Source organism: Agriterribacter humi, from assembly GCF_009192765.1.
Lineage (GTDB): Bacteria > Bacteroidota > Bacteroidia > Chitinophagales > Chitinophagaceae > Agriterribacter > Agriterribacter humi.
Map to the genome: position 1 here is coordinate 94,984 of NZ_VOHQ01000001.1, position 24,094 is coordinate 119,077.

Annotated in this window: 17 protein-coding genes; all 17 read right to left on the bottom strand. The window is 42.7% G+C overall.

Translation table 11 applies throughout. The annotated features are described in order from the left end of the window. Nucleotides 1-114: 114 nt before the first annotated feature. Nucleotides 115-894, bottom strand: coding sequence for an SDR family NAD(P)-dependent oxidoreductase (locus tag FRX45_RS00410; protein WP_152266414.1), 780 nt, complete (start codon nucleotides 892-894; stop codon nucleotides 115-117). A 5-nt stretch (nucleotides 895-899) separates the two neighbouring features. Next, the gene (locus FRX45_RS00415; RefSeq protein WP_152266415.1) at nucleotides 900-1,820 is read right to left on the bottom strand and encodes a Gfo/Idh/MocA family protein; all 921 of its coding nucleotides are present in this window, start codon (nucleotides 1,818-1,820) and stop codon (nucleotides 900-902) included. A 173-nt stretch (nucleotides 1,821-1,993) separates the two neighbouring features. After that, a complete protein-coding gene (locus FRX45_RS00420) occupies nucleotides 1,994-2,950 on the bottom strand; it encodes an aldo/keto reductase (RefSeq protein WP_152266416.1) in 957 nt (318 codons plus the stop codon). Nucleotides 2,951-2,953: 3 nt separating this feature from the next. Next, the gene (locus FRX45_RS00425; protein ID WP_226804790.1) at nucleotides 2,954-3,763 is read right to left on the bottom strand and encodes an HpcH/HpaI aldolase family protein; all 810 of its coding nucleotides are present in this window, start codon (nucleotides 3,761-3,763) and stop codon (nucleotides 2,954-2,956) included. A gap of 78 nt (nucleotides 3,764-3,841) precedes the next feature. After that, nucleotides 3,842-5,365: a sodium:solute symporter family transporter gene (locus FRX45_RS00430; RefSeq protein ID WP_152266417.1), complete on the bottom strand. Its 1,524-nt coding sequence runs from the start codon at nucleotides 5,363-5,365 to the stop codon at nucleotides 3,842-3,844. 197 nt (nucleotides 5,366-5,562) lie between these two features. Then, nucleotides 5,563-7,896, bottom strand: coding sequence for an aminotransferase class III-fold pyridoxal phosphate-dependent enzyme (locus FRX45_RS00435; RefSeq protein WP_152266418.1), 2,334 nt, complete (start codon nucleotides 7,894-7,896; stop codon nucleotides 5,563-5,565). Between the two features lie 12 nt (nucleotides 7,897-7,908). Beyond that, nucleotides 7,909-8,838: a hypothetical protein gene (locus FRX45_RS00440; RefSeq protein WP_152266419.1), complete on the bottom strand. Its 930-nt coding sequence runs from the start codon at nucleotides 8,836-8,838 to the stop codon at nucleotides 7,909-7,911. 407 nt (nucleotides 8,839-9,245) lie between these two features. After that, nucleotides 9,246-10,004: a phytanoyl-CoA dioxygenase family protein gene (locus tag FRX45_RS00445; RefSeq protein WP_152266420.1), complete on the bottom strand. Its 759-nt coding sequence runs from the start codon at nucleotides 10,002-10,004 to the stop codon at nucleotides 9,246-9,248. 9 nt (nucleotides 10,005-10,013) lie between these two features. Then, on the bottom strand, nucleotides 10,014-11,450 hold the full coding sequence (locus FRX45_RS00450) for a hypothetical protein (RefSeq protein ID WP_226804792.1): 1,437 nt from the start codon (nucleotides 11,448-11,450) through the stop codon (nucleotides 10,014-10,016). A gap of 50 nt (nucleotides 11,451-11,500) precedes the next feature. Continuing rightward, nucleotides 11,501-12,676 carry a sialidase family protein gene (locus FRX45_RS00455; RefSeq protein ID WP_152266421.1) on the bottom strand — a complete coding sequence of 392 codons (1,176 nt, stop codon included), beginning with the start codon at nucleotides 12,674-12,676 and terminating at the stop codon, nucleotides 11,501-11,503. Nucleotides 12,677-12,766: 90 nt separating this feature from the next. Further along, nucleotides 12,767-13,702, bottom strand: a complete 936-nt coding sequence (locus FRX45_RS00460) for a dihydrodipicolinate synthase family protein (RefSeq protein ID WP_152266422.1) — start codon at nucleotides 13,700-13,702, stop codon at nucleotides 12,767-12,769. 33 nt (nucleotides 13,703-13,735) lie between these two features. Next, entirely contained in the window at nucleotides 13,736-14,794 is a 1,059-nt protein-coding gene (locus FRX45_RS00465) for a hypothetical protein (protein ID WP_226804794.1), read from the bottom strand. Nucleotides 14,795-14,971: 177 nt separating this feature from the next. Further along, complete coding sequence (locus FRX45_RS00470; RefSeq protein ID WP_152266423.1) at nucleotides 14,972-16,009, bottom strand: hypothetical protein; 1,038 nt, start codon at nucleotides 16,007-16,009, stop codon at nucleotides 14,972-14,974. A gap of 24 nt (nucleotides 16,010-16,033) precedes the next feature. Next, a complete protein-coding gene (locus FRX45_RS00475; RefSeq protein ID WP_152266424.1) occupies nucleotides 16,034-17,152 on the bottom strand; it encodes a sialidase family protein in 1,119 nt (372 codons plus the stop codon). A gap of 72 nt (nucleotides 17,153-17,224) precedes the next feature. Continuing rightward, on the bottom strand, nucleotides 17,225-18,703 hold the full coding sequence (locus tag FRX45_RS00480; RefSeq protein WP_152266425.1) for a RagB/SusD family nutrient uptake outer membrane protein: 1,479 nt from the start codon (nucleotides 18,701-18,703) through the stop codon (nucleotides 17,225-17,227). Nucleotides 18,704-18,721: 18 nt separating this feature from the next. Beyond that, nucleotides 18,722-21,895, bottom strand: coding sequence for a SusC/RagA family TonB-linked outer membrane protein (locus FRX45_RS00485; protein WP_226804801.1), 3,174 nt, complete (start codon nucleotides 21,893-21,895; stop codon nucleotides 18,722-18,724). 435 nt (nucleotides 21,896-22,330) lie between these two features. Then, nucleotides 22,331-23,959 carry a glycoside hydrolase family 10 protein gene (locus FRX45_RS00490; protein WP_152266426.1) on the bottom strand — a complete coding sequence of 543 codons (1,629 nt, stop codon included), beginning with the start codon at nucleotides 23,957-23,959 and terminating at the stop codon, nucleotides 22,331-22,333. Nucleotides 23,960-24,094 lie beyond the last annotated feature (135 nt).

Consider the following 24,094-nt stretch of genomic DNA (forward strand, 5'->3'; position numbering starts at 1 on the left):
TTCTCACTTTTCACTTCTCACTTTTCTCCTGACCACTCACAACTCACAACTCACCTCTCACCTCTCACCTCTCACCTCTCACTTTTCCCTTACTACTTGCCACTTACCACTCGCTTACGCATTCAATCCACCGTCAATCAAAATGTTCTCACCATTGATATATGCACCTGCATCTGAAGACAGTAATACGATCAATCCTTTTATGTCATCATTATTGGCCATCCTGCCCAGCGGAACTTTCTTACAATAATTTTCTACGAATTTTTCAGGTTGATTGTTGAACAATCCGCCCGGACTGACGGTGTTAAAACGTATATGCTTTCCTGCATGTGTTTTCGCCATAAAACGCGTAAGCATTATCAATCCTGCATTATGAAAACAATAGTCCGGCGCGATATCTCCCATGCCTGGTATTCCCTCATAATTAGAATAGATAGGTGCATACATGCCCATCATCGAACTTATATTAATCACACTCCCGCCGCCTGACCCAATGATCAAATCCGTCATCTCTCTCAATATGAACATCATTCCTGTGGCATTCACTTTCATTGATTCATCAAACTGTTCAATAGGAGCGGCATATCCCTTCATCGGACGGCTTACCGCATTATTGACAAATACATCGAGCTTACCAAATTGTTTTCGAATATGCTCTTTTAAGAACAATACAGAAGCTGTATCCACCTGGTCTACCTGCATGCCGTGTACATCCAATCCTTTGGCCCGGAAATCTGCAGCCGTTTTTTCAATAGCATCCAGGTTGCGTGAGGCTATAACAACAGTAGCGCCGGCTTCGCCCAACCCTTCTGTTATGGAACGGCCATAGTTACCTGCTCCTCCGGTGACCAACACCACCTTATTTTTTAAACTGAACAACTCCATTACGTTCATGCACGTTATTTTAGATGAATAATTTTTCCACCTGCCAGCCTGCTTTCTTCTGCGGCGATTACAGTTTGAATGATATTTTTTGTTCTATAGAAATCCAGTCTCGGTTTTCCTTCCTGTACGCTTCGTACAAATTCTATAATATTATCGCGAAACATGGAATATGAATTTTTGATATCCGCCATCCGCCAGGCCTGCTGTCCAAAGAATGTTAACTGGAATGTACCGGAGATGTCCATAAACAAATGGATGGTAGCCGGTAACCCGTTTTCGAAAACAATATGCACTACATCTTTTCCCTTTTCGCCAAGGTGCTGCACTGTAGCAACAGGCGGATCATTTAATGTGGCAAACATCGCTTCAACCATGTGAACCCCGTATTTCAGCCAGTCTTTTTTACCTACAGCCGTTACCAGTTCCAGCCTGCCCAGTGAAGCCAGTTCCTGTTTTACTATCCGGCACTCATTGGCATACCGCATAGAGGAACATGACATGATAAATTTTCCTGCCTCATGCTGTTCTTCAAACCAGTGTAAGTCTGCCTGTGTAATGACTAAGGGCTTATCAATAAATATCGGGATCCCTGCTTCGATAAAAGGCTCCGCCATTTCCCTGTGAAACTCCGCATCGTCACGGGCAAGTATAACTGCATCTACCTGTCCTGTCATATCTGTTGCGCTTTCCGCTATATGTTCAATACCAGAGGAAGCGGCGATGCTTTTAGAAACAGACATATCCTGCGTCCACACATGCGTTACCCGCGCATCCGGCATACCCAGGGTATCCTGGTTGGCATTAAGATAGGCTGCAACCGCGGGGTATCCCACCCTGCTTATTGCTTCGCCATCATACTTTCCATTTATTATAGAAGACCAGGAATAAGGGTGCGCATTACCGGCACTCATTCCTATTATTCCGACTTTTATCATTTGAGATTGGAGATTTGAAATTTGAGATTTAATATTTGCTCCCGTAGTTACAAAGAATTGCGGACTGTATAGGATGGTTTATAGCTCTTCACGGTCTGACGCTTCTTTTGTCGCGTACCGACCGCTGCATTTTCACATTTCCACATTTTCACATTCTCACATTTCCACATCCCTTATCTCAGCCACCCCATTTTATCCCAATAGGGCAGGTTAAGAAAAGCCGGATCGGGATAAGCCAGTGATTGTGCGGCAGCCAGTTGGTCATTTTTAAGATAACAACCATTGGCCGCTGCAAGCGATTGCTTTAAATAGTCAAGCTTATCCATACCAACCAGCACCGATGACACCTGTGGAAAAGACAACGCAAATTTTACCGCCAGCTCAGGCAGGTTCGTAAAATTGCCATTTAACAGGCCCTGGTACTGTTGAATATGTTTCTCCACCGGCGCCAGCATGGGATGCAAACCCGTGCCCCTGTTGCTCAACAAGCCCTTTAATAAAACCGACCGTACTACTATGCCCACACCTTTCTCTTCCGCAAGACCAAACAAAGATTGCTGCCGCTGATCCATCAGGTTAAAAGGCAATTGCACTACATTCCATACACCATGCGCTATTACCCTTTTTGATTCTTCGGCTGAATAGGTGGATACGCCAATAGACCGCACCATACCTTTTGCTTTCAGCTTTTGCATTTCCTCAGCAATCATATCCCGGTCTAATATCTCCATATCACCCTGGTGCAACATGTACAAATCAATATAATCTGTTTGCAGCGCTTTCAAGCTTTCTTCAAGCGATTGATGAATGATCTTTCTTAACGTCTCATCGTCCGGCAGATTTCCTTTCTCATCCCTGAAATGCCTGCACTTGGTACATAGTACAATTTCATCTCTTCGCCCTGCAAACGCCTTTCCCATAATATTTTCACTCACACCATACAATCTTGCCGTATCAAAAAAATTAAAGCCACTATCCAACGCCGTTAGTAAAAGTTGCACCGCATCTCTTTCCGGCAGCATATCTTCCTCCCACTTTACTCCAATGCCATAGGGCAATCCAATTTCTACCCCACCAAAGGCTATCTCCGAAACTGCTATGCCGGTATTTCCTAAAAATCTACGCTGCATCGTTTATTGTTTTTCTAAATAGGAACTATTGTTTGTTTGGTTTGACCCGTTAAAAGCTTCGATCAATGAGCTGTAATAATTTTTTAACCCTACCACATCAGCTCCGATACTTACAAACTGGTAGCCTGTTTCATTCAGTTCTTTTAAATTACCCGCACCACCCACTGTACCGGCAAACTTCCCGTGCTTCCTCGCTGCTTCTGCAATTCTTATTCTTGTTTCAACTAGCTTCGGGTGATCCCATACACCGGGAGCTTCGATGCCCTGGCTGAAATCGCCCGGACCAAAAAACAACATATCATATCCCGGCAACGCGGCAATAGCTTCCAGCTCTTCCAATGGTTCCGGATCTTCTATTTGCAGAATGGTAAACCTTTGCTGGTTGGCTTCCTTTAAATACACATTAAAATCAACGCCTGTATAACCACCATCGGCATTGCCACCATCAATCGCTCTTCTGCCCACGGGATGAAAACGCGTGTGATGCACAATTTCCTTTGCATCCGCCAGGCTCATAATATGCGGCACCATAATGCCTGTAGCATCTAACTCCAATGGTTTTATATAGTTGTTATACGCCCCGCGCGGCACACGAACAAGTATATCCGTATCATGCGCTTTGGTAGCCCAAACGGAAGCCGCAAGTGCCGACCAGTCCTGGCCAATATGTTCCTGGTCTACCCACACGCAATCAAATCCCGCCAGGGCTGCTATTTCACATACCTTAGGGTCAGTGAGATTGATTTTAATACAACTGACGGTTTCGCCTGCACGAAGTTTTTTTAGTACCCTGCTTTTTCGCATTTGCATCATAATTGAATAACTTTTAAATATCCCTTTCAACTTCTATTCCGGATATTTCGCTAAAAACAAACTCCGGATAACATTTTTTCAGGAACGCCCCGGCTCAGGTTTAAACAATAACCGGTCTGCATAACTTAATACAATACCCGCAACAATACCCGTTACCAGCGATACAGGCATGATCCATAATACAGTAATTCCAAAAGCGCTCCAGAACGCAACTGCAATAGCTACCGCTACCGCTATAATGCCCGCCCAAAAAGTTGCTCTTCCGGTTGCAAAAGGTACAAAAAGCGCCATGAAAAAAAGCACAAACAAAGGAGCAACGAAAAGATTAACCACCTTCATAATCACATCCAATAAATTACCAGGCACTTCCCCCACAAAAAAGCTAAGGGCCATTACAATAATCCCCGTGAGGTAAGAAAGTTTTTTTACCTGCTTCAGCGGATCCGGAGCAGGCGCCGTCTTTTTCCGGAACCTTTTAACGATATCTTCCGCTATAACCGAGGAAACACTATTCAGCCCGGCAGACATGCTCGACATGGCCGCTGCCAGTAAGCCCGCTATAACCAGCCCGGATACGCCGGGGGGCAGTCCTATCATTATAAACCGTGGGAAAAGTGTATCTGCCTGCGCATTAAGACTTTTGCCTTCAAGCAGAAAATCCTCGTTGCTGGTAAAAAAAGCAAGCATTGCCAACCCAACCAAAGCAAGGAGAATATATGCGATGATATTGGAATACAGGGATATTCTGAATGATTTGCGCGCCGTATGGATATCTTTCGTTGACAGGTAACGTTGTACTGCCATCTGGTCTGAACCCGAAGTGCACACATACCATACAAAAAGCACCAGCACGGCGTTTCCAAGGGTTGTGCGTTCTAAGGGGTCAAAACCCAGCCGCAGGGCGTCCCAGTGCGCCGGCCATTCGGCAGGGAATATCGCCGTAAATGATCCCAATTGAAAACATACCACAACAATGCTCAGCAATGCACCGCCGAGAAAAATAAACGATTGTATAACATCGGTTACCACTACGGCTTTCAATCCACCCATAGAAGTATAAAAAATGGTGACAACAGTAAGTAAAGCGCCAATCCAGGGCACATACGAGCGGTCGAATTGTATTACGGAATACAAGGCCACATCTACTGTTACATAAATGATAGTGGCCATCCATAGCAGCCGCAGCGAAAGAAACATGAAAATAGCCAGCATGCGCACACTCAATCCCAGCTTTTGTTCCAGTATTTCATAAGCGCTTGTTACATTCATTTTCATGAAACGTGGAATAAGCCACCACCCTACCACATAGTATACTAAAGGGAATGCAAGTATACCCGTAAAAATTACAGGCCCATGCTGGATCAATTCCCCTGGATAAGTGAGATAGCTCAGTGTACTCATCAACGTGGCAAACAGCGATATACCTACGGCGGTAGGATTCATCTTCCTTCCGCCCAGCAAATAGTCGTCCTTCGTTTTATTTTTACGCGAATAAAACCAGCCGATAAAAAGCATACCAGCACCATAAGCAAGCAAAACGATCCAGTCTACAAAAGTGAGTGTTGTGCCGGTAACGGGGACTTTGATCAGGTGAAAAATCATTTGTTGAGGTTTATTTAGCCAAATATCTGCTGTTATGAATAGTTACTCCTTTCCAAAAATACCTTTCCTGTTTTAACACCGCTGTTACTTTCATCCAGATATATGATACTATTTTTCAGCGCAGGCAGCCGGTAGTGGTTGTGCATTATCCGGAGAACCCGCGATTTCGTGGCTTTATACCGGTACCCGGCATTTATTTATGCAAGCCGTGTAAAACCTGTGCCGGCAGTATGGCTTCCTGTTTCCTCCGCGAGGGTGCCATCCGTAATGATCTTTTCCATACCGGCAAACACATCATCTAAAGCTTCCAGCAATAGTGCCATATGCTTTTCTTCATGCGCATACATCAGGTAAAAGATTGATGAAACCAAAAATCCTTTTTCCAGCATTTTGCGGATATAGAGGGTTTTCGCTGCCGGCGCATTTTCTGCCAGTCGAAAAGTTAACACAGGCGTGGAAGGCATTCCTCCTATTTCAATTGCACAGGACGGATACCGGCCTGCTATTTCCTTTAATGCCCGTTGAAATTTTATACCTTTCTCCCACACCACCTGCTGCACATTTAAATCCTGCATTTTTTTGAGCACAGCCAAGGCCGCCGCGGTACCCACGCCATCCGTCCAGTAGCTGGATGAAATAAAGCTGGTATCGGCCTCATCCATCACCTCCTCACGGCCAATGATAGCCGCAAAAGGAAAACCATTGCTCATGGCTTTTGCATACACAACCATATCGGGTTCCACTCCTGTTTTTGACAGTGCTCCCGGAAATCCATATCGCAATCCGCTGGTAATTTCATCCACCACAAACACCGCATTTTTTTGTGTGCACTTTTCCCGGATCCTTTTCAAAAAATCATCCTGGGGAAACTGCGATCGCATGGGCTCCATCACAACCGAGGCAAAATTATCGCCCAATGCATCTATCGCCGCTTCAAAAGAATTCCAGTCATTATATTGAAAAGGTACTGAAGTTCCTGCCAGCTCCCGTGGTACGCCTTTTGGTTGTAAGCCCGGTAACAAATGTCCGTCCAATGCACCGGTAGCACCTATGTTGGCAGCAAGATACCAGTCGTGCCAGCCATGGTACCCGCAAAAAGCTATGCCGCTTTTACCGGTTGAAGCCCTGGCTATGCGTACCGCCATCGCCATCGCATCCCCGCCGCCACGCGCATAACGTACTTTACCGGCCCAGGGATGCAGTTGGAGTAGCTTATCCGCTAATTCTACTTCCTGCGGATTAACAAGCGAACAATAAGTACCGGCTGTCAGCCTCCTTTGTACAGCGGCATTAACATCCTCATCGGCATAACCTAATAATACAGCCCCAATCCCTCCTGCAAAATCAATAAAACGCCGGCCAGTCATATCCCACACTTCGCAGCCCGAACAACGGGAAAAATAAGATGGCCATTGCTGTGGGTCAAACATTTCGGCCCGCTTGGATAACAAACCTGTTCCGCCGGAAATAACAGTACGTGCCTGTTTCCATAAACCCGGCCCGGATATATCTTCCGGTACTGATTGCTGTGGGAGATGGGGTTTTAGTAAACGCAGCGCATTGTTCAGAAAAATATCTTCCACATCCTTTTTTGTTAAGCCTTCGTCTTCACAGGCTTCACGAAGCGACAGGAGAGATTCTATTCCAATCAACGTCATATCATTGGCGGTCGGCGGCTGGTAGTTTTTTTGAATAAGTTCCGGGTGAAGCCAGAAGAAATGGTTGCCGGTGGTAATACACCGTCCCCGCATTTCGCTTACCGCAAAATCAGATCCCCAGAGTATGCGTTTCGGGCCTAATGTTTTGATGGCCGCTTTAAAAGATTCCGCTTCGCAAATGGCCGATGTGTCCACTACTACATTATCCAGATCAGCAATTGCATGTAAACCGCTCCGGGCATTGCGGTAATTGAAGCTTCGCGCAATATGCGCCAAAATTAACTGTGCCCGGGGATAGGTACGGCATAACCTGCGTATTTCTTTCTGGTTATCCGCATCATCTATGGCTCCGTCACGAACAATATGCAGCAACATCACTCCTTTTATCTCGTGTAATATTTCCCACATCCATTCCGGAGCGTATTCGGTTATAGAAGCATTCATGGTATCCGGACGGGAAGCGTAACAATGATATACTTTAAGTCCGCAAAACAAACCACTTCGCAATTGCGCTGCAACCTGAACCGGGTCATCTCCGGGCGAAGCCACCATCAACGACCGGCTCAGTTCCGTGGCTTTTTGCCGGACTTCCTTTGCCACCCATGCATTCATCGCATCGCGATCAGCGGTTTTTCGGGGCATTCCAAAATAGAGTCCATGAATTTTTCTGGCAGGCATATAACGCTGCAGGGCATTGCGGTGTTCCTCACAACCCAGTTGTTCAATGCCATCCAGGAACACCCACTCTCCTTTTGGAAAATGTGCTGCACGATAAGGATGCACATGAATGTCGAATACCTCTCCGGGAATAAAACCCTGCAATTGAGCAGCAAGCACACGATCAGTATCAGTAAGCTCCTTTTGAAAAAACATGATATATACAGACTAATTTTTGTTATTCATTCTGCCGGATATCTTTAAAATGGCATAGGCAGCAGATGCCTGCACATCGGCATCATCTGCTGCCACGCCTGTTGGATCTGTATTACGCATCCAACCCGTAAGAAGAGGCAAATGTTGTTCGCCGCCTGCAACAACCAGTCCTGCCGCTATATCCATTCTTACCCCTTTATCTTTTTTGCTGCTGAAAGCAAGCAACCTGCCGAAGATCTTTTTATACGTTTCTCCGGTCTTCGCTTCCGGGGGAGCAGTAAGCAATGCCGCATTTAAAAAGCTGATTTCAGCTTCTGCGCCAGCAGGCAACGCCAGCGCCCTATCCTGTAAAATGTCCCAGTCTTCCATTTCCAGGTTACCGCTATTGCGCAGCACATATGCGGCTATACGTTGCTGTAATATATCCTCATTTGCATCCAGCAGCCTGCCCAGGAAATATTTTTTAGCCGACTGCATAGAATCGGTATTGGTATAAGCAATAGCCCAGTACGCATAAGCGGCAAGGCTTTTAATGCTACTTTTCAACGCGTCCTGCGTTTCAAACGGATAATCAGGCAACGGCGACATTTCTAATTTTGCCATGGTTTCAATGGCATGTATCCTGTCTCTGCCTGCTGTATCCAAAAAAGCATTTACAATTTGTTTTTTGTATTGGGCGGCTTCAGCACTATCGCTAAGCTGCGCAAGCACCCTCCATATACCGATACGATATTGTGGTTTTTCGTGAAACAACTCCAACTCTTTTAAAAAAGCTTGCTTAACGCCGGGTGCATTTCCTGTCCATATTAAAAACTCTGCTGCATGCACTTTTACCCACTCGGATTGTGTTCGCATGACCGTTCGAAGTGCTTCAATAGATTCTTCTTTTAGTTCAGGGTTTACGATTGATGTTTTTTTTGAAGCATTATCACAACCCGTCATAAAGTAAAATATAAAAAGGATTAGAAAAGATAGCCTGATCAACGAATATGTGGTTTAAGATGTTCGATTAAAATTTGCTATTTATAGTTTGTTGGGAATTCTATTCGGATTTCGGATTCCCGGTTTCGGATTTAATTTTATCTGTCATTGGCAGGCACGAACCATCTATTGTTTATCGTTTGATCATAGCGAAGATAGATGCTTCCCTGCCTTGCCGGCAGGCAAGCTGCGTCAGCATGACAAGCAATAGTATGTGGCTGAACTGTAGTACAAGATCCGAACTCCATCTCTACAGTTTGTCTTTGGCAGGCATTACCCATCCGCACTTTATTTGTTTCTTGTGATTTGGTTCTTCTCATTTACATCCTTACTTCAACACTTATACCTCATGCCTGATACCTGCTACCTCATACCTCACCCCTTCTTTCTTCCTGCAATTGTTTCATATATCTTTCCTTTGCATCCACATCTTCCTTTGCCGATGCACCAAAATAAATGAGTCCCATGGCGCGGCGGGAACGCGTAATACTTTTATTTCCTTCCGCGCGGTGAATGGTAAGCGCATGATGAATCAAAAGATCTCCTGGTTTTGCAGGCATCGGTACTTCGTTTGCAATATCTTCTTCTGTACCAAAATCTGTTATGCCCTGCGAGAAACCAAGCGTCTGCGTTTTACCATGCGGGCGCATACCTTTAAGATGTGAACCTTTTACATAATGCACACAGCCATTGTCTCCGTCCACTTCTTCAAGTGCAAGCCACATCGTAACGGCGTGTGCAGGTTTCAGCATGAAATAATATCCGTCCTGGTGCGGGGGTGTGGCTTTTCCAATCCGTGGTGGCTTATTAAAATACTCCACTGTTTTTGCAATCGCCTTATCGCTTAATAATGTTTCTGCAATTTCTTCAAATTTGCTGCCTACTGCAAGAGACTGGAAATAAGGGTCGTACTTTTCCATATCCTGCATTTGCTTTAATGTAGAAGGATCATTTTGATCTTCATAAAAATAATGTCCGGTTGACATAGAAGGAATTTTTTCCGAAATAAACCGCTTTACATTCTCATTCATGGTTTTAACCTCTTCCGGGGAAAGAAACCCGGGGATGAATACATAGCCGTCTCTGTCAAATGATTCTTTCAGGGTTTTAAAATTCAACGCCGACATAAGTTTTTATTAATTAAATTTTAAAGAATATAAATCAGCATCCTTCAAATAAATTTTTAGCTTAACGGGCTTTCCTTCCAGTGAGGAAACATCCTCCTTCCCATTCCATGATACAATGCGTTTAATTTCATTTCCAATAATTTCCTGCGAATCGTTTAATGTATAACCCCGGACAGGTTTGTTTTTTTCGTCCAGTATTTCTATGCGAACGGATCCTGCAGCAGATGTTGAATAATTAATTTCCAGTTCCTTTCCTTTAAATTTGAAGGGTTTTGTTATCACTTCACCGCCTTTCAAGCCGGCATTTAACGATGCAAAGCCGTCTAAACGCAATGAATACCGTTTAATGTGCGCGGTTGGCTGCGCATAGCTTTCATTTACATATACCGATAATTCTGAAGGACTGGTTTGTACTACATTCAATACAGGGTAATTAGAACGGGATACCCAATTTTCCAAGCCGATGCCAGGCCGAATGAATGATTCCATAAAAGTTCTGTCATAATTATTTCCGCCGCGGGTGGTCATTAAAATGGCATCGGAACAATCTTTAAAATAATTAGGATTTACATTCAACGCTTTCGCCTGCTCATCCGTCAGCACTTGTCTTTTAGGCATAAACCTTGCACCTATGGCCAGGTAAATGTGCGGAGCTCTGAAATAAGGACTTGTTTGATTGGTATACAAATGATCCAACGGTGTATTACCAAAAGTCATGTTAACGGGATTTGTCCAGTTGATAAAATCTTTAGAAGTAGTTCTGCTTACAGACCTGTAGCCTTTGTACAGCGTAAAGCCCCCATCACTCCATGTTCTGAAATAGCAAACATACTGTTGCTCGCTTTCCGACCAGAACGCTACATTTTGCGAATCAAAAACCCCTGTTTTAAATACAGCCGCTTCCTGTGCTTTTTTCCAGTGAATTCCGTCGGCCGAAACAAATGCAAACAACCCTGTTTTGCCGGTTCCTCCAACAGCCTTAAATCTCTCACTTGCCTTTGCATCCGGGTTGGCATCCAGGAAGGGACTAAAATTATGCGTTGCAGGAGCCACATGAGCCAGGATCACGTTATTATTCATGGTACCATTAATCGTATAGATGCCAAGATCCGGCTTTACCCAGTTGAAGCCATCAGATGATTCGGCATAACAGGTTACTTCATTGTCATTCCCATCCTTACCAGCTTCCCTTATTCCCCGATAGTACAATTTATATTGACTGCTGTCCTTTATGATAGTACAATAACCAGAAAAATTTCCTTCCCAGGGATTATCAAACTTTAAAACAACGCCTTCATTCCTGGGAGTATGGAGTTCCTGCGTTACATTATTCAGCTTATAGATCAGATATTGATCTACAAAAAGCTCCCTGTTGCTTCCAACTTGTAAGGGCCTGGAATCTTGCGCAAATAAATGGATATTACCCAGCATCAATACAGCAGGCAATATTAAGCTCCAATAACGAATCCTATTTCTGAAATAACTACCCACAAATATTATTTAGCTTTTATTTCAAGGATAGTTCCGGCGATATAGCGTAAACCATTTTCATTGTTATAGTAATATACCACCAATACTCTATCTTCCGATAATTGTACCGGCCATGTATAACCGATATCTCCATTACCGCCGTCTTCGCGAAGAACAACTTCCGGAGCAGTTTTAAAATCGGTACACTCTGCATTCAGAATGCGTGCCCTTATACCAAAAGGTTTGTGCCTGTAACCATAGGTAATCAACACCCTATTGTCGGGCAAACGCAATGCATTCATGGGATGTCCCTGGAATCCCATCGACTCCCATTTAAAAGTTTTGCCACCATCTTTCGAACGGGCAATAACGGCCTGATCATCATATCCTGCTGTTCTGAGGAAACCAACGATATCTCCTTTGGGAGTTTCATATACAGATGCCTCGTTGAACGATATCTTAGGATCTTTCGCCACCTCGCCAGTGTATTCCCATGTAAGTCCTTTATCTTTTGAAGTTATAAGATAGTTAGATGTTTTATTAACACCATCATGCGCTGCTACGATCCACAATACTCTTCCATCTTTCGCCTCATACAATGCGCCACGGTTATAGGCTGGTACCTTTACTCCATAAGCGTTATAATTACGTTCAGCTTTAATATTCGGTGGATAGTAAGGCCCCTGCCATGTTTTCCCACCATTGCCGGATCGTACCAGGTAGCCGCCCAAAAATATATATCCACCGCTGGTACCAAAATAAGGTTGCTTTAAATTAGGTACTCCATCCGGACGAACAGCCTGCCAACCATAGCTGGCGCACAGTAAGGTGCCATCTTTCAATTGCAATAAACAAGGGTCCTGGGAACCTCCAAAAGCATGTGCATAGATCAATTCCGGAGAAGTTGTCCAGTTCTCCCCATCAGTAGATCTTACAGAAACCAGATAGCTATTGTGATCTGTATGATTGTTTCCTTTCTCGCCAAAAATCATCCTGTTGGGTGCCCGTCTAAATGCAAGCAGCAATTCTCCATCTGGTTTTTTAACAATTGAAGGAAACGAATTGTAATATGCACTGTCCTTATAAATCAACACATCCTTTATTTTTTTTACACCGGGAACAGAAGGATTTTGAGCAACTCCGCCTGATACTATGCAGATAGCAGTTACTAATGCTCCGATTTTTTTAAATAATCCAATCATGATTTGTACTCCATTTATTGTTATCAATATTTACCTGTTTTAGAATATTTCATATATCCCAGGTTAGCCAATGCAGATCTGCTATAAAAATTAGAATCTGGTTATCAATTCCGGCAGCATTTTTTTTGCCTGTTGCCGAACTTTTAAAGCATCTTCTTCATCCACCCACTTGTAGGGGAATCTTATCCGGGTACTCATGGAACTCCATCCACCTGCAAAAGCCAATAGCTTGTCGAGTGCGGGATCCGAATATCCTGCTTTGGCAAACGGGAAAATACAGTTTTCAAAAAAGTCTGCAATCCTTTTCTCAACCACCAACGCTTCCTGTATATTTTCCTGCATTAAATGATACCACGCTACAGCTCCCAAAGGATTAAGACAGGCGATATTAGAATAGGAGCCTGCCGCCACACGTTCTTTAATCCCTGTTGCAAGACGATGCCCTTGTATAAATACAGACAATCCTTCCCCGTGCACTTTCATTGCGTCAAACCAGCTTTGCTCCTTCGCCGCCACTTTCACTCCTATCAATGCACTTATTTCCCTATGTAACCTTGAAAAATCCTGTGGTTGCAATACCGTTTTGGAATGCCCAGGATTGTAAAGAACTATAGGGACAGGGGCTGTAGCTTCTGCAGCTTTTTTTAAAAATAATATTTGTTCTCCAGAGGTTACAGGTAACCAATCCGGGAAAATAACCTGAAAAGCACCTGGATTCAAAAATTTACTTCGTTCAATTCTTTCAAAGGATATAATTGGACTCATATGGCAGGCGCCAATTTGAAACGGAATATTGTTTTTGTTACATTTTTCAGCCATTAAAAATTGGATTTTGTCAAACTCATCCTCCGTTTGATTAAAAAACTCACCCGCTGTTCCGTTAGAATAAATTCCACTGATACCGGAATTACAAAGAAAATCCAGTTGGTTTTCGAGGCATCCGTAATCAATACTATTATCAGTATTCACAGGAATTAATAAAGTACCCCAACTTCCCCTCAAATTATTTACAGATAATGCTTCCATTGCACTTCCGTGTTTTTAAATGCTTTAGCTCCTCTATCGTACCTGCAGATCATTTAAAGGTATTTGGGCCAAATAAATACTTGTTTTCCCTTCATGACTGGAATAATAAGAAATCCATAATTTATTTTTATACATTAACATTCCAGGGTAGCTTGTATCGCCGCTGCCTGGTAATTTAATGGTTTTTATCACTTTTCCGTTCAGGTCTGTAATTAAAATACCCGTAGATGTTATTGACTCGTATAACCGCGTTCCAACAATCAGCTTATCATCATCTAAAAATATAAAGTTGGGACCGCCCAATCTAAAATTAAGATTGCTATACTCCCAGTTAACATAGGGAAAACTGCTCTTAGCAAGTACACCCATTTTATCTCCCGCTTCCTTTCGAACCAAAACATAAGCGTTATCGTTGCGGTCAAAGCGAACCGTTGCTTCATTGGGAAGATCCAGAACATCTAACTGAGAAACATTTTCAAAATACTTCCCATCAACTGTTTTCATTAAATAAACCAACCATGCACCTCTTTTTAAAAGTGAGCGATTGGGCCCGTTTTCTTTGAGTTGGTAGTTGATAGCATAGCCGACACCCTTATGCCAGGTAACCCGCCATATCCAATCTTTTGAAGGCGATATAGCAGGATCAATAATGGACTTTTCGGGCATCGAAAATGATTTGCCTGAGGTACCGGAGAAAGATACCATAGGATACAACTCCTCTATAACATTTTCATTAAAAGTTGCCCCCGCCATGATCACCATAATTTTTTGCTCTGGCGTAACAGACAGTTTGGGATCACGAAGGTCTACTCCATCTACTTCCAACAATGCAATGCTCTCCCATTTCTTTCCATCCTTTGAGGTAAGAATTCTCACTTTTCCGTTTTTCCCTTTTGAGCCCACATGACTGGCTCCTTCCCTGAAAGAACAATAAAACCTGCTGTTAACACGAATCAAATCTGTGAACGCATTGTGTTCACCCTTATCCCAAATTTTTGAGATTTGTATGGAATCTTTGTACTTACCGTTTTCTGCATTAGCTGTAACAGCAATACAAAGCGTAAGAAAGACTATACAACAATATTGTCTCATTGTAAGGGTGAATTTGTCGTAACGCAATTATTTGATTTCTAAAATACTTCCTGCAATATGCCGGGTTCTGTTATTCTTGCTAAAATAATAAGCCCCCAGCACACGATTTTTATCTAATTGCACCGGCCAGGTATCATTATCTCTCATTAAAAAATATATTTGATCCAAACTGTTTCCTTATACATTTTGAAGTTCACTTAAAGGAACTTCCGCCATATATATAGAAGTTTTCCCTTCATGACTGGAATAATATACTACCCATAATTTTTTTTTATAGATAATCATACCCGGGTAACTGGAATCGCCGTTGCTGGGCAGCCGTATAATTTTCTTTGCGCTACCATTAAGATCGGTTAGAAATAAGGCAGTGCAAACCTTTTCCTCATGCAGGCGGGAACCAATAACCAATTCATGTTCATTAAGAAATAAGAAGTTGGGCCCGCCCAATCGCCATTTTAAGGGTTCGAATGAAAATTGTGTATACGGATAACCTGCAGTTGCCAGCATGCCCATCCTGTCCTTACTCTCGCGCCGTATTAGTATATACATCTTCCCGCTTTTATCAAAACGAATGGTGCTTTCATTTGGGTTTCCATCAACAGGCAATTCAAGTACCCGCTCATATTTCTTTCCATCGGTTGTTTTCAGTAACTGCGCTTTCCATTCACCACCACGATGCCCTGCATAAGTTTGGTACATAACACCATAACCTACTCCATTATGCCAGGTAACGCGCCATATCCAATCGAGTTCTCTTTTTATTGCAGGATCAATCTCTGCCTTTTCCAATGCAGTAAATGTGTTACCTGACTTATCCGAAAAAGAAACATAAGGATTGAGCGATAAATACTGTTTATCCTTCCAAACACCGGCGGCTACAGTAACCAGCATTCTGCCATCGGGCATAGCAGATAAACGGGCTTCCCGTATATCTATACCAGGCAGCTCAAACAAATTAACAGTCTCCCATTTCTTCAAATCTTTCGAACGCATAACCCGCACTTTGCCATCGTTTTCGTTACCCACATGGCTGGTACTTTCCCGAAAAGTGATGTAAAAATATTTTTTATGCTGAAACAAATCCGGGAATGCATTATGAGGCGCTTTATCCCACACTTTTGTCACAATCATGGAATCTTTAACGAATACCGCACCGGCAGCGGCATGCAATGAAAGTAGCATCATGCAAAGGCTAAAGGCATACATTTTTTTCATATCAATCGAAATTTCATTTTATAACTATTTAAACCTCCATATCACGGTACCCATATGATACCGCTGATGAACCGCATTCGCATTAGCATAATACACGGTCATAATACTGTTGTCTTCCAGTTGAACACTTGCCGGGTATCCGCAATCGAATGATGCCAGGTCGTCCAGGATTTGTTCCGTTTCACCCCACGTTTTACCATTGTCTTTACTTGTTTTTACAGCAACTCCATTAACTCCCTTTTTTCTATTCCCAAAGGTCAATAACAAATCTCCGTTCTTTAACCGGGTAATATGCCCCGGATGCTGATTCGCTCCTGTAAGCGGACCTTCCATTCTCCATGTTTTTCCATCATTGTCACTACTAAATAGATCCATCGCCTGCCCTTCCTTCCATCTCCTTGCAGAAGCAATCCATTTACCATTACCAGTGTGAAAAAAAGCAGTTTCATTGTGTCCTGAGGTAAATGCTGTTGCATTTTTACCATCACTCATCCGGGCAAACCATTTCCAGGTTCTGCCATCGTCATTACTTTTGAACATAGAAACAGTATTGATAGCTTTGTCGTTGGATTGATTGTATGCCAGTACCCGTAAACTTCCATCATTTGCTTTCAGTATATCCCCAAAGGGAATGTATCCGGTAAAGCCGGTTTCTGCTGCAGGAAATGCTTTTTCATCTACCTTCCAGGATTTACCGCCATCTTTCGATCGTGATACCCACGCACGTATAATGGACATTAAATTAAACAACCCATCCTGTTTACCACTTTCTTTTAATGACCAACCTGAAGCAATAACAATCAGATCGCCGTTATCAGCTAACCCTGCTGCAACGTTCATTCTGTTGGTCATTGGCTTGTGCGGAGCAGCCGTTCCTCTTTTCTGCCAGAACTTTCCGCCATCAACACTTGCCCAGCATTCCACATCACCCTGCATTCTGCCATGGCTGGGTTTATTAAAAATAGTAGCGATTTGTGTTCCATCTTTCAAAGTGGTAAGATTTGGCCAGGCGCATACGTTGTCTATAGAAATATAACGTTTCAGTATTTCAACTGAATCATTTTCCTGTTCGGCAAAACATATAGAAGTATGTAAAAGAGCGAGTAAGGGGAAAAAAATATTCTTAAAGGTAAAAACCCTCATTTCAATTGAGTTTACAAATAATTACATAAAGGGGATATTGAGCGGTTTACTCTATCCCATTATTATTTAGCATTACTGCTGGTACCCTGGATTTTGTTGTACTTTAGGCTCAAGGCTCAATACAGAATTCGCAATAGGAAAAAGTCTTAAATATTGCTTATCGGTTTGTGTTTGTAATGTTGGAACCAACTCAAAAGCTTTGTCAAATCGCAATAAGTCCCACCATCTTTTTCCTTCAAATGCCAGCTCTAACAAACGCTCTTTCAATATTGCATCGTCATTTTCCGACTTGCTTCCACTTATAAAAACATGATCATTATATGCGGCCCCATAAGCTCTTTTACGTATTTCATTTATTTCAAATGAAGGATCCATATCAAGACCGTTTTTAGCTTCAGCTTTCATTAACAGCACATCGGCCATTCTGTACAATATCATATCGCTCGAAAACACCCTGTTCCCGCTTGTAACAATGCCGGTACCTTTTAAGCATACGTTGGTATAGTAGGTGCTGTCACCATTGGCATCAAATGTATACACATCAAAATATGTTCCGTGTTTCCGGGAGTCATCGTTGGTGAACTGGTTTCTTACTAAATCAGACATGATCATCAGCCCCTGGCCTCCACCTACGGGCAACAGCAGATCCTTTGCCTGCTGACTGATATTGGCAGGAACCGCAGAACCAATGATCCACATATGCCAGAAATAGTTACCGCCTTCCAATTCCTCAAAATGTATATTGAGGATGGTTTCTTTATTTCCTTTATTGGAGTATTTGAAGATGTCGGCAAAAACAGGCAATAACTGTACATCGGCAGTTTCAACTTCTGTACAGGCGTTTAAAGCAGTAGTAAAATCAGCCGTTCCACCATTTTTTACTTTAGCGGTCCATAAAAACACATCGGCTTTTAAAGCATTAACGGCTGGCTTCGACCACATACTGCGAAGACTCGTGAAACCATTATCCTGGAAAAGCTGTAAAGACTTCTCAATGTCTTCTTTAATAAGCGTGAAGACGGCATCCTGCGGCGATCTTTCTTTTTGGGTTACTTCTGCATCTGCACTCTCAGTAGGCTCTGTACGAATTACCACATCTCCCCAGATTTTAGTCATATTAAAATACACATATGCCCGCATAGCGTAAGCCTGTGCCAGGATATTATTTTTATCTGTTTCATTTTTGAAAGTAATACCCGGTACATATTTCAGCAAAAGATTGGCGCTATTGATTACGCGGTAATATCCATACCAGTCGGCATGCCCTGGCGCATCGGGTGTCATGGCATTATTGAACAAAGTATAGGTACCACCGCCAAACACGCCACCTGTATATATCTCACTACGTTCATCACCGGTAGTAAAAAGTGCTTCAGCTATGCTCCGGAAATCAATGTACATACCCACCAATGCGCCTTTGGCATCATCTTCTGTTTTCCAGAATGAGTTGGTGGTAATTACACTGGTTGGATCTACGTCCAATGTTTTGGAGCAGGACAAACCCAATGTTATTAAAACAAAAGCTAAGGTTAATTTATTAATAAGTTTCATGTTCAGATAGATTTAAGATTAGAATGAAATGCTCGCACTAAAAATTAAGTTCTTAGGCATAGGATAACGTCCATCGTCCCTCCCCCCCTCTTCAGGGTTCAACCCATCATATTTGGTGAAATAATGAAGATTGTTGCCGGTTACATTTAATCTTAAACCGCTTATTTTAAACCTCTTCAGGAAGTCCGTTGGCAAAGAATAGCTTAATGTTATTTCCCGAAGGCACAAAAAGTCTCCTTTCTGATAGAAAATCGAATTACCCCGGTCAGTTACTCCCAGAAAATTATTTCTCTGCACTCTTTCTCCTCCCCAATAATACCTGGATTGCGTTGCAATATCACCAGGTTCCTTCCACGAATGCTCATATTTATCTAATGTAAAACTTCCGTCAGAATAGCCGTTCATATCCAGAAAGAGTTTCCCATAGTTAAATATCGTATGCCCGGTAGTATAATCCATTCTTATATACAGGCTAAGTCCCTTATATGATAGTGTGTTGCTAAAGCCACCCGTCCATACCGGGTAAATATTTCCCATATACCGTTGGTCGCGGCTATCAATGATATTATTGCCATCTGCATCGTAATATTTCACATCGCCGCCATACTGTGTTTTGTTGGCGCCTACAATGTAAGAATATACCGGACCCTGTGCTGCTTCCTCATCTGTAGCATAAATCGCCTCCTGCAGTATAGTATACATATCGCCAATTGTTCCACCTTCCTGGAGTCCGCCCTTCCACGCATAATCTTTACTATTTTCATCCCATACAAAATCACCACCAACCCTGTTGTTGGGAACACCATTATCAGGCAGCTTAATAATTTTGTTTTTGATTTTTGACGCGTTAAACGACAACTGCCATTGGAATGCAGAGGTTGCAGGTAATACCCTGGCTCCTATTTCAAACTCAAGTCCATGATTTTGGAGGCTGCCCAGGTTGGTAAGAATACTTGCAAAGCCTGTTGAACGTGGAAGTGATAAGCTAGTGATCAGGTTATCGGTTCTGCGCTGAAAGTAATCAAACAAGAAACTGATACGATCGTTCAGCAAACCCAGGTCTAAACCTATGTCAAAGGTTTTGGATTGCTCCCATTTTAAATCGGGATTAGGTAATACTGTATTTTGAATCGCGGCCTGTCCATTATACCGTGCGCCTACGCTATAAGCACCCTGCGACTGGAAATCGGAAAGACCACTGATATTTCCATTCACACCATAACTGGCCCTAAGTTTTAAGGAGCTTAATTCTTTAGGCATGGCATTCCAGAAATTTTCGTTGTGCAGGTTCCATCCGGCAGATACACCGGGGAAAAGCCCCCACCTGTAATTGGCTCCCAAGTTGGACGCACCATCATATCTGGCATTAACCGACAATAAATATTTTTGTTTATAATCATAATTGATTCTCCCAAAATATCCTGCAATTACCTGATCGCTCATGGAACTGTTTACTGCTGTAGGTTCACCGGAAGCATTGAGCGTTGGAATCAGATCAGTGGATGCACCTCTGCCGGATGCACTCAGGCTGGTTTGTTGTCTTGAATAAAAAGAGAATCCTCCTTTCGCGTCAAAGTTATGACCAGAACCAACAGATTTTACATAGGAGAAAACCGCATCGGCCTGATACTGGCGCCATCTTGAATTACTACCGCTGGCATTACGGGTAGTTACATAGGAAACAGGACCATTCCAGAATGCTTTCTGAAAAGAATATGCATCATTTGAAGTATTAAATAAGGAGACCTGAGGATCGAAACTCAAACCTGGTAAAATCTCCCAACTACCACCAAAAGCTATAGTAAGGTTATCCAGTGAATTCCTGTTAATCATTGTATTCATTTGATACAACGGATTTCCAATGCCTGAATTGGTACCGGGTGCCAGGGTTCCATCCTCGAAATATACTTTCCCTGTTGGAGCCAAACCTGCAGACCGATAAAAAGTAGTAGCAGTATTAAAAGGAGAATTCTTTTGTCTGGAGTTAGAATACAGCACCCTTCCAAAGATTTTCAGATTCTCTCTCACTTTTAATTCACCGTTCAAATCAAAACTCAACCTTTTGTAGCCGGTAGTAATCACCGTACCTACATTATCAAGATACCCAATTCCTGCATGAAAAGTGCCCTTGTCGGTTCCACCCGAAACAGTTAGGTGATGATTTTGTGAAATACCGGTTTGGTAATTGAGCGCCTGAAAATCATTATCCTGATAAATAATAGTTTTACTTGGATCTGCAGGGTCCGGCATGCTCAGCCATCCTTCCTGTAGTTTGTGTTCATTGTCGGGTGTAAGGTATTGTGTTGTAAACGCAGTACCGTTGGTTAAATTATTACCAATGCCATAGCCCATCGGCAGTATGAGCCTGCCGGATTCATCAGGAAATTTAGCCCCCCTGCTGGCAAGTCCATACCTGTTCAGCTCAAGGTATTGCGTTGCATTCACCAGTTCATACATCTTACCCACTTTGGATGTAGTATGATCGAAAGAATAAGTAATCCGTGTTCTGCCTGCCTTACCTGATTTGGTTGTAACAATTACAACACCATTCGAACCTCTTGCCCCATATATGGCTGTGGAAGCTGCATCTTTCAATACCTGCAAACTTTCAATATCGTCTGATGCAAGATCATTCAGATTGGTCCTGATGATGCCATCTACTATATACAATGGAGCCGCACCATTGGGATTATTGATGGAAGTGCCGCCTCTTACAATTACTCTGGGCGCCGCACCAGGTTGGCCGGAAGTACTTTGAACCCGTACGCCGGATAATGCACCCTGCATAGCAGAAGCCACATTAGGGAATGGCACATTCTCCAATACTTTGATATCTAGTTTTGTGACTGCAGTAGTTAGCGCTTCTCTCGATTGTGTACCATATCCCACCACTACCACTTCAGATAAAGTACTCTCGCCCGCATCAAACAAAACAATGTTTACCGTTGATCTTCCATTCAACGGCACTGCCTTTGTTTCCAATCCGGTAAAGCTGCATTCCAGTATAGCATTTAAATTGTTCACCACAATTGAAAAACTACCATCACCATTGGTTTGGGTTGCCGTAATGGTTCCTTTTACCTTAATAGTAGCGCCCGGCAAACCTTCGCCACTTTCATTTGTCACCTTTCCGGTTACAGTAGCAGATTGCCCCTGTGCTGATGCCAGGTTAAAAATGAGGAGAAGGAGCATAACAGGTAGCATTTTGCATGCCTGGTTGTACAACAAATAAAATGTTCGTACATTTTTACAGAGTTCTCGAATCATAATCGCAGATTTTGGTAGTTCCATTAAAAAATATTGCCTTAAATAAAATTTCAACGTCATAATACAAACAGAATCATTAACAATAATTTCATTATCCAAATCTAATTTTAGTACCGCTTAAAATCTGCTACTTTTATTTACATTCTTAATACTATTTTTCAAAAAATAGTATTAAGAATTTTGAAACAAAAAAGAACATGTTTACCTGTAGTGAGAACGAAGTTTTCAAACGCAGATGTCTCCTGCATGCCAATAACACATCAGGCTGCAAATGCATATTGCGGCGGGTAAGCAGTATTCGCTGTAAAGAAAGAGGTTGCTTCGTTGGGATGACAAGCTAAGGCAGAGGTACGGGGGCTGTCAGAAATATCCGCACTCCTCTACAGAACCATACTTCAATGCAAGTTCAACCCGTTGCAAAATCAGTTCGTTTGCGGATGCAGAAAATACAATTTTGTTATTGCCTTGTATTACCACATTTGCAGGCACGATGAACGCAGTAACATTCTGAGGCTCCTTTATACCAGGCAGTTTATCATACAACCTGGGGTAATCAGCATTAATGTGTTGTAAAGGGCTCCCATTAATTGATACGGAAAAAGAGTCTTTCGTGTTAGTACGGATGAACAGGATCACTTCTTGCGGCTCATCAGCACTTACATCATCACCTACAAATATGGTAGCAGCAACATTTCCTTTCATCCTTAATGGTAATGGACTGTTGGATGTTAAATCGTAAGAGGAAGCGCCATCTGAAAGCGCATAAATTTTATTTCTCTTTCTCAGCGTTTCCAACGATCCGAGTTCCTGCAATAATTGCGGGGCAATGGTACGACAAACCAGCGTTCCTTCTTTGGGTTGCAGCTTTTGATTGGCTTCGTTATAGCTGGTTAAAAAATAATTGAAAAGATATATACCGCCGGCACCCTGTGCCATTGCGTGCGATGCCATGCCCCTGTACATGCCATGTGAATAAGCTTCCCGCGGGTTATAGGTGCCGTCATCGAGTGTTGCATATACAGGAACTTCCAAACCTAATTGCTTTTTAAACTCCGCTACCGGCATAGCAGGTTCACCGCGCCAGTGAACGCCCAGCGTTAAAAAATCAATCAACCCCAGTTTTACCCACTCCTGCACATCCAGCCCTTTCTTTCTACAATCGCTTATGGTTGGAGGTATACGGGCTGTTAATAAGATTTTTTTATTGTGAAGTTTGCCAACAGAGTCAGCGATGTTTTTTGCAGCCTGAACCAGTTCTGTTATAAGCGAGGCATTTTTTTCAGCCTGGTCCTTTTTAAAATAAACTATAAAGCGCATGAAATCGAGCTCATAGCCATCTATCAGTGCGCCATATTTTTCAAACTGTTCTTTTATGATGTTCAATTTATATTCCCGTACTTCCGGATGAGCAAAATCAAGCGCATTCCGGGCATTCCAGCCATTCAGTGTGGTATCGTTTGTCCAATACCGGGGATTCTCTTTCCAAAATGCTCCGTACTGCAATGGGCAGCCTGCACTCGTATCTGCAAAATGCAGGTCGTTCATCCTGTAAGTAATAAACGCTTCCAGTTTTTTTTCTTTAGCTCTTTTCAATGTAGCTTCTACTATATCTGTTCCTTCTTTATCCAGCACCATTGCGTTATGATAAAAACGGCGAAGCGTATTATATAGCTCTGTATTTTTTCCACAGTTCAGTTGCCCGTTTTTATCATCGCCCATTATACTACCATATTTTGAGCGGTAGTAAAAAAAGTCACTGCCGGAACATATCATAAATGTGGTAACCTGAGAATTCGCAATCATATCCACATACCGGTTAACATCTGCCGGGGTAAGCGGGCGCTTGCCAAACCAGTTATTTCCCAGTATTTCAGTGCCATCGTTGTTGTGAATGAGCCGATGCTTTACAGTGACTGGTTCAACCGGGTGATTACAAGCCGTCAAAATAGCAAACCAGCAAAATATGATACTATACAGCAGCTTCATCATTTATTCATTATTGGCTTCCACAATTTATTCTAAACCTTAATACAGAACAAAGGCAGACCCGAGGATAGCGAGATAGCAAAATAGCAAAATGGTAAGACAAGTAAAATGGTAAGATGGTAAGACCGTAAGATGGTA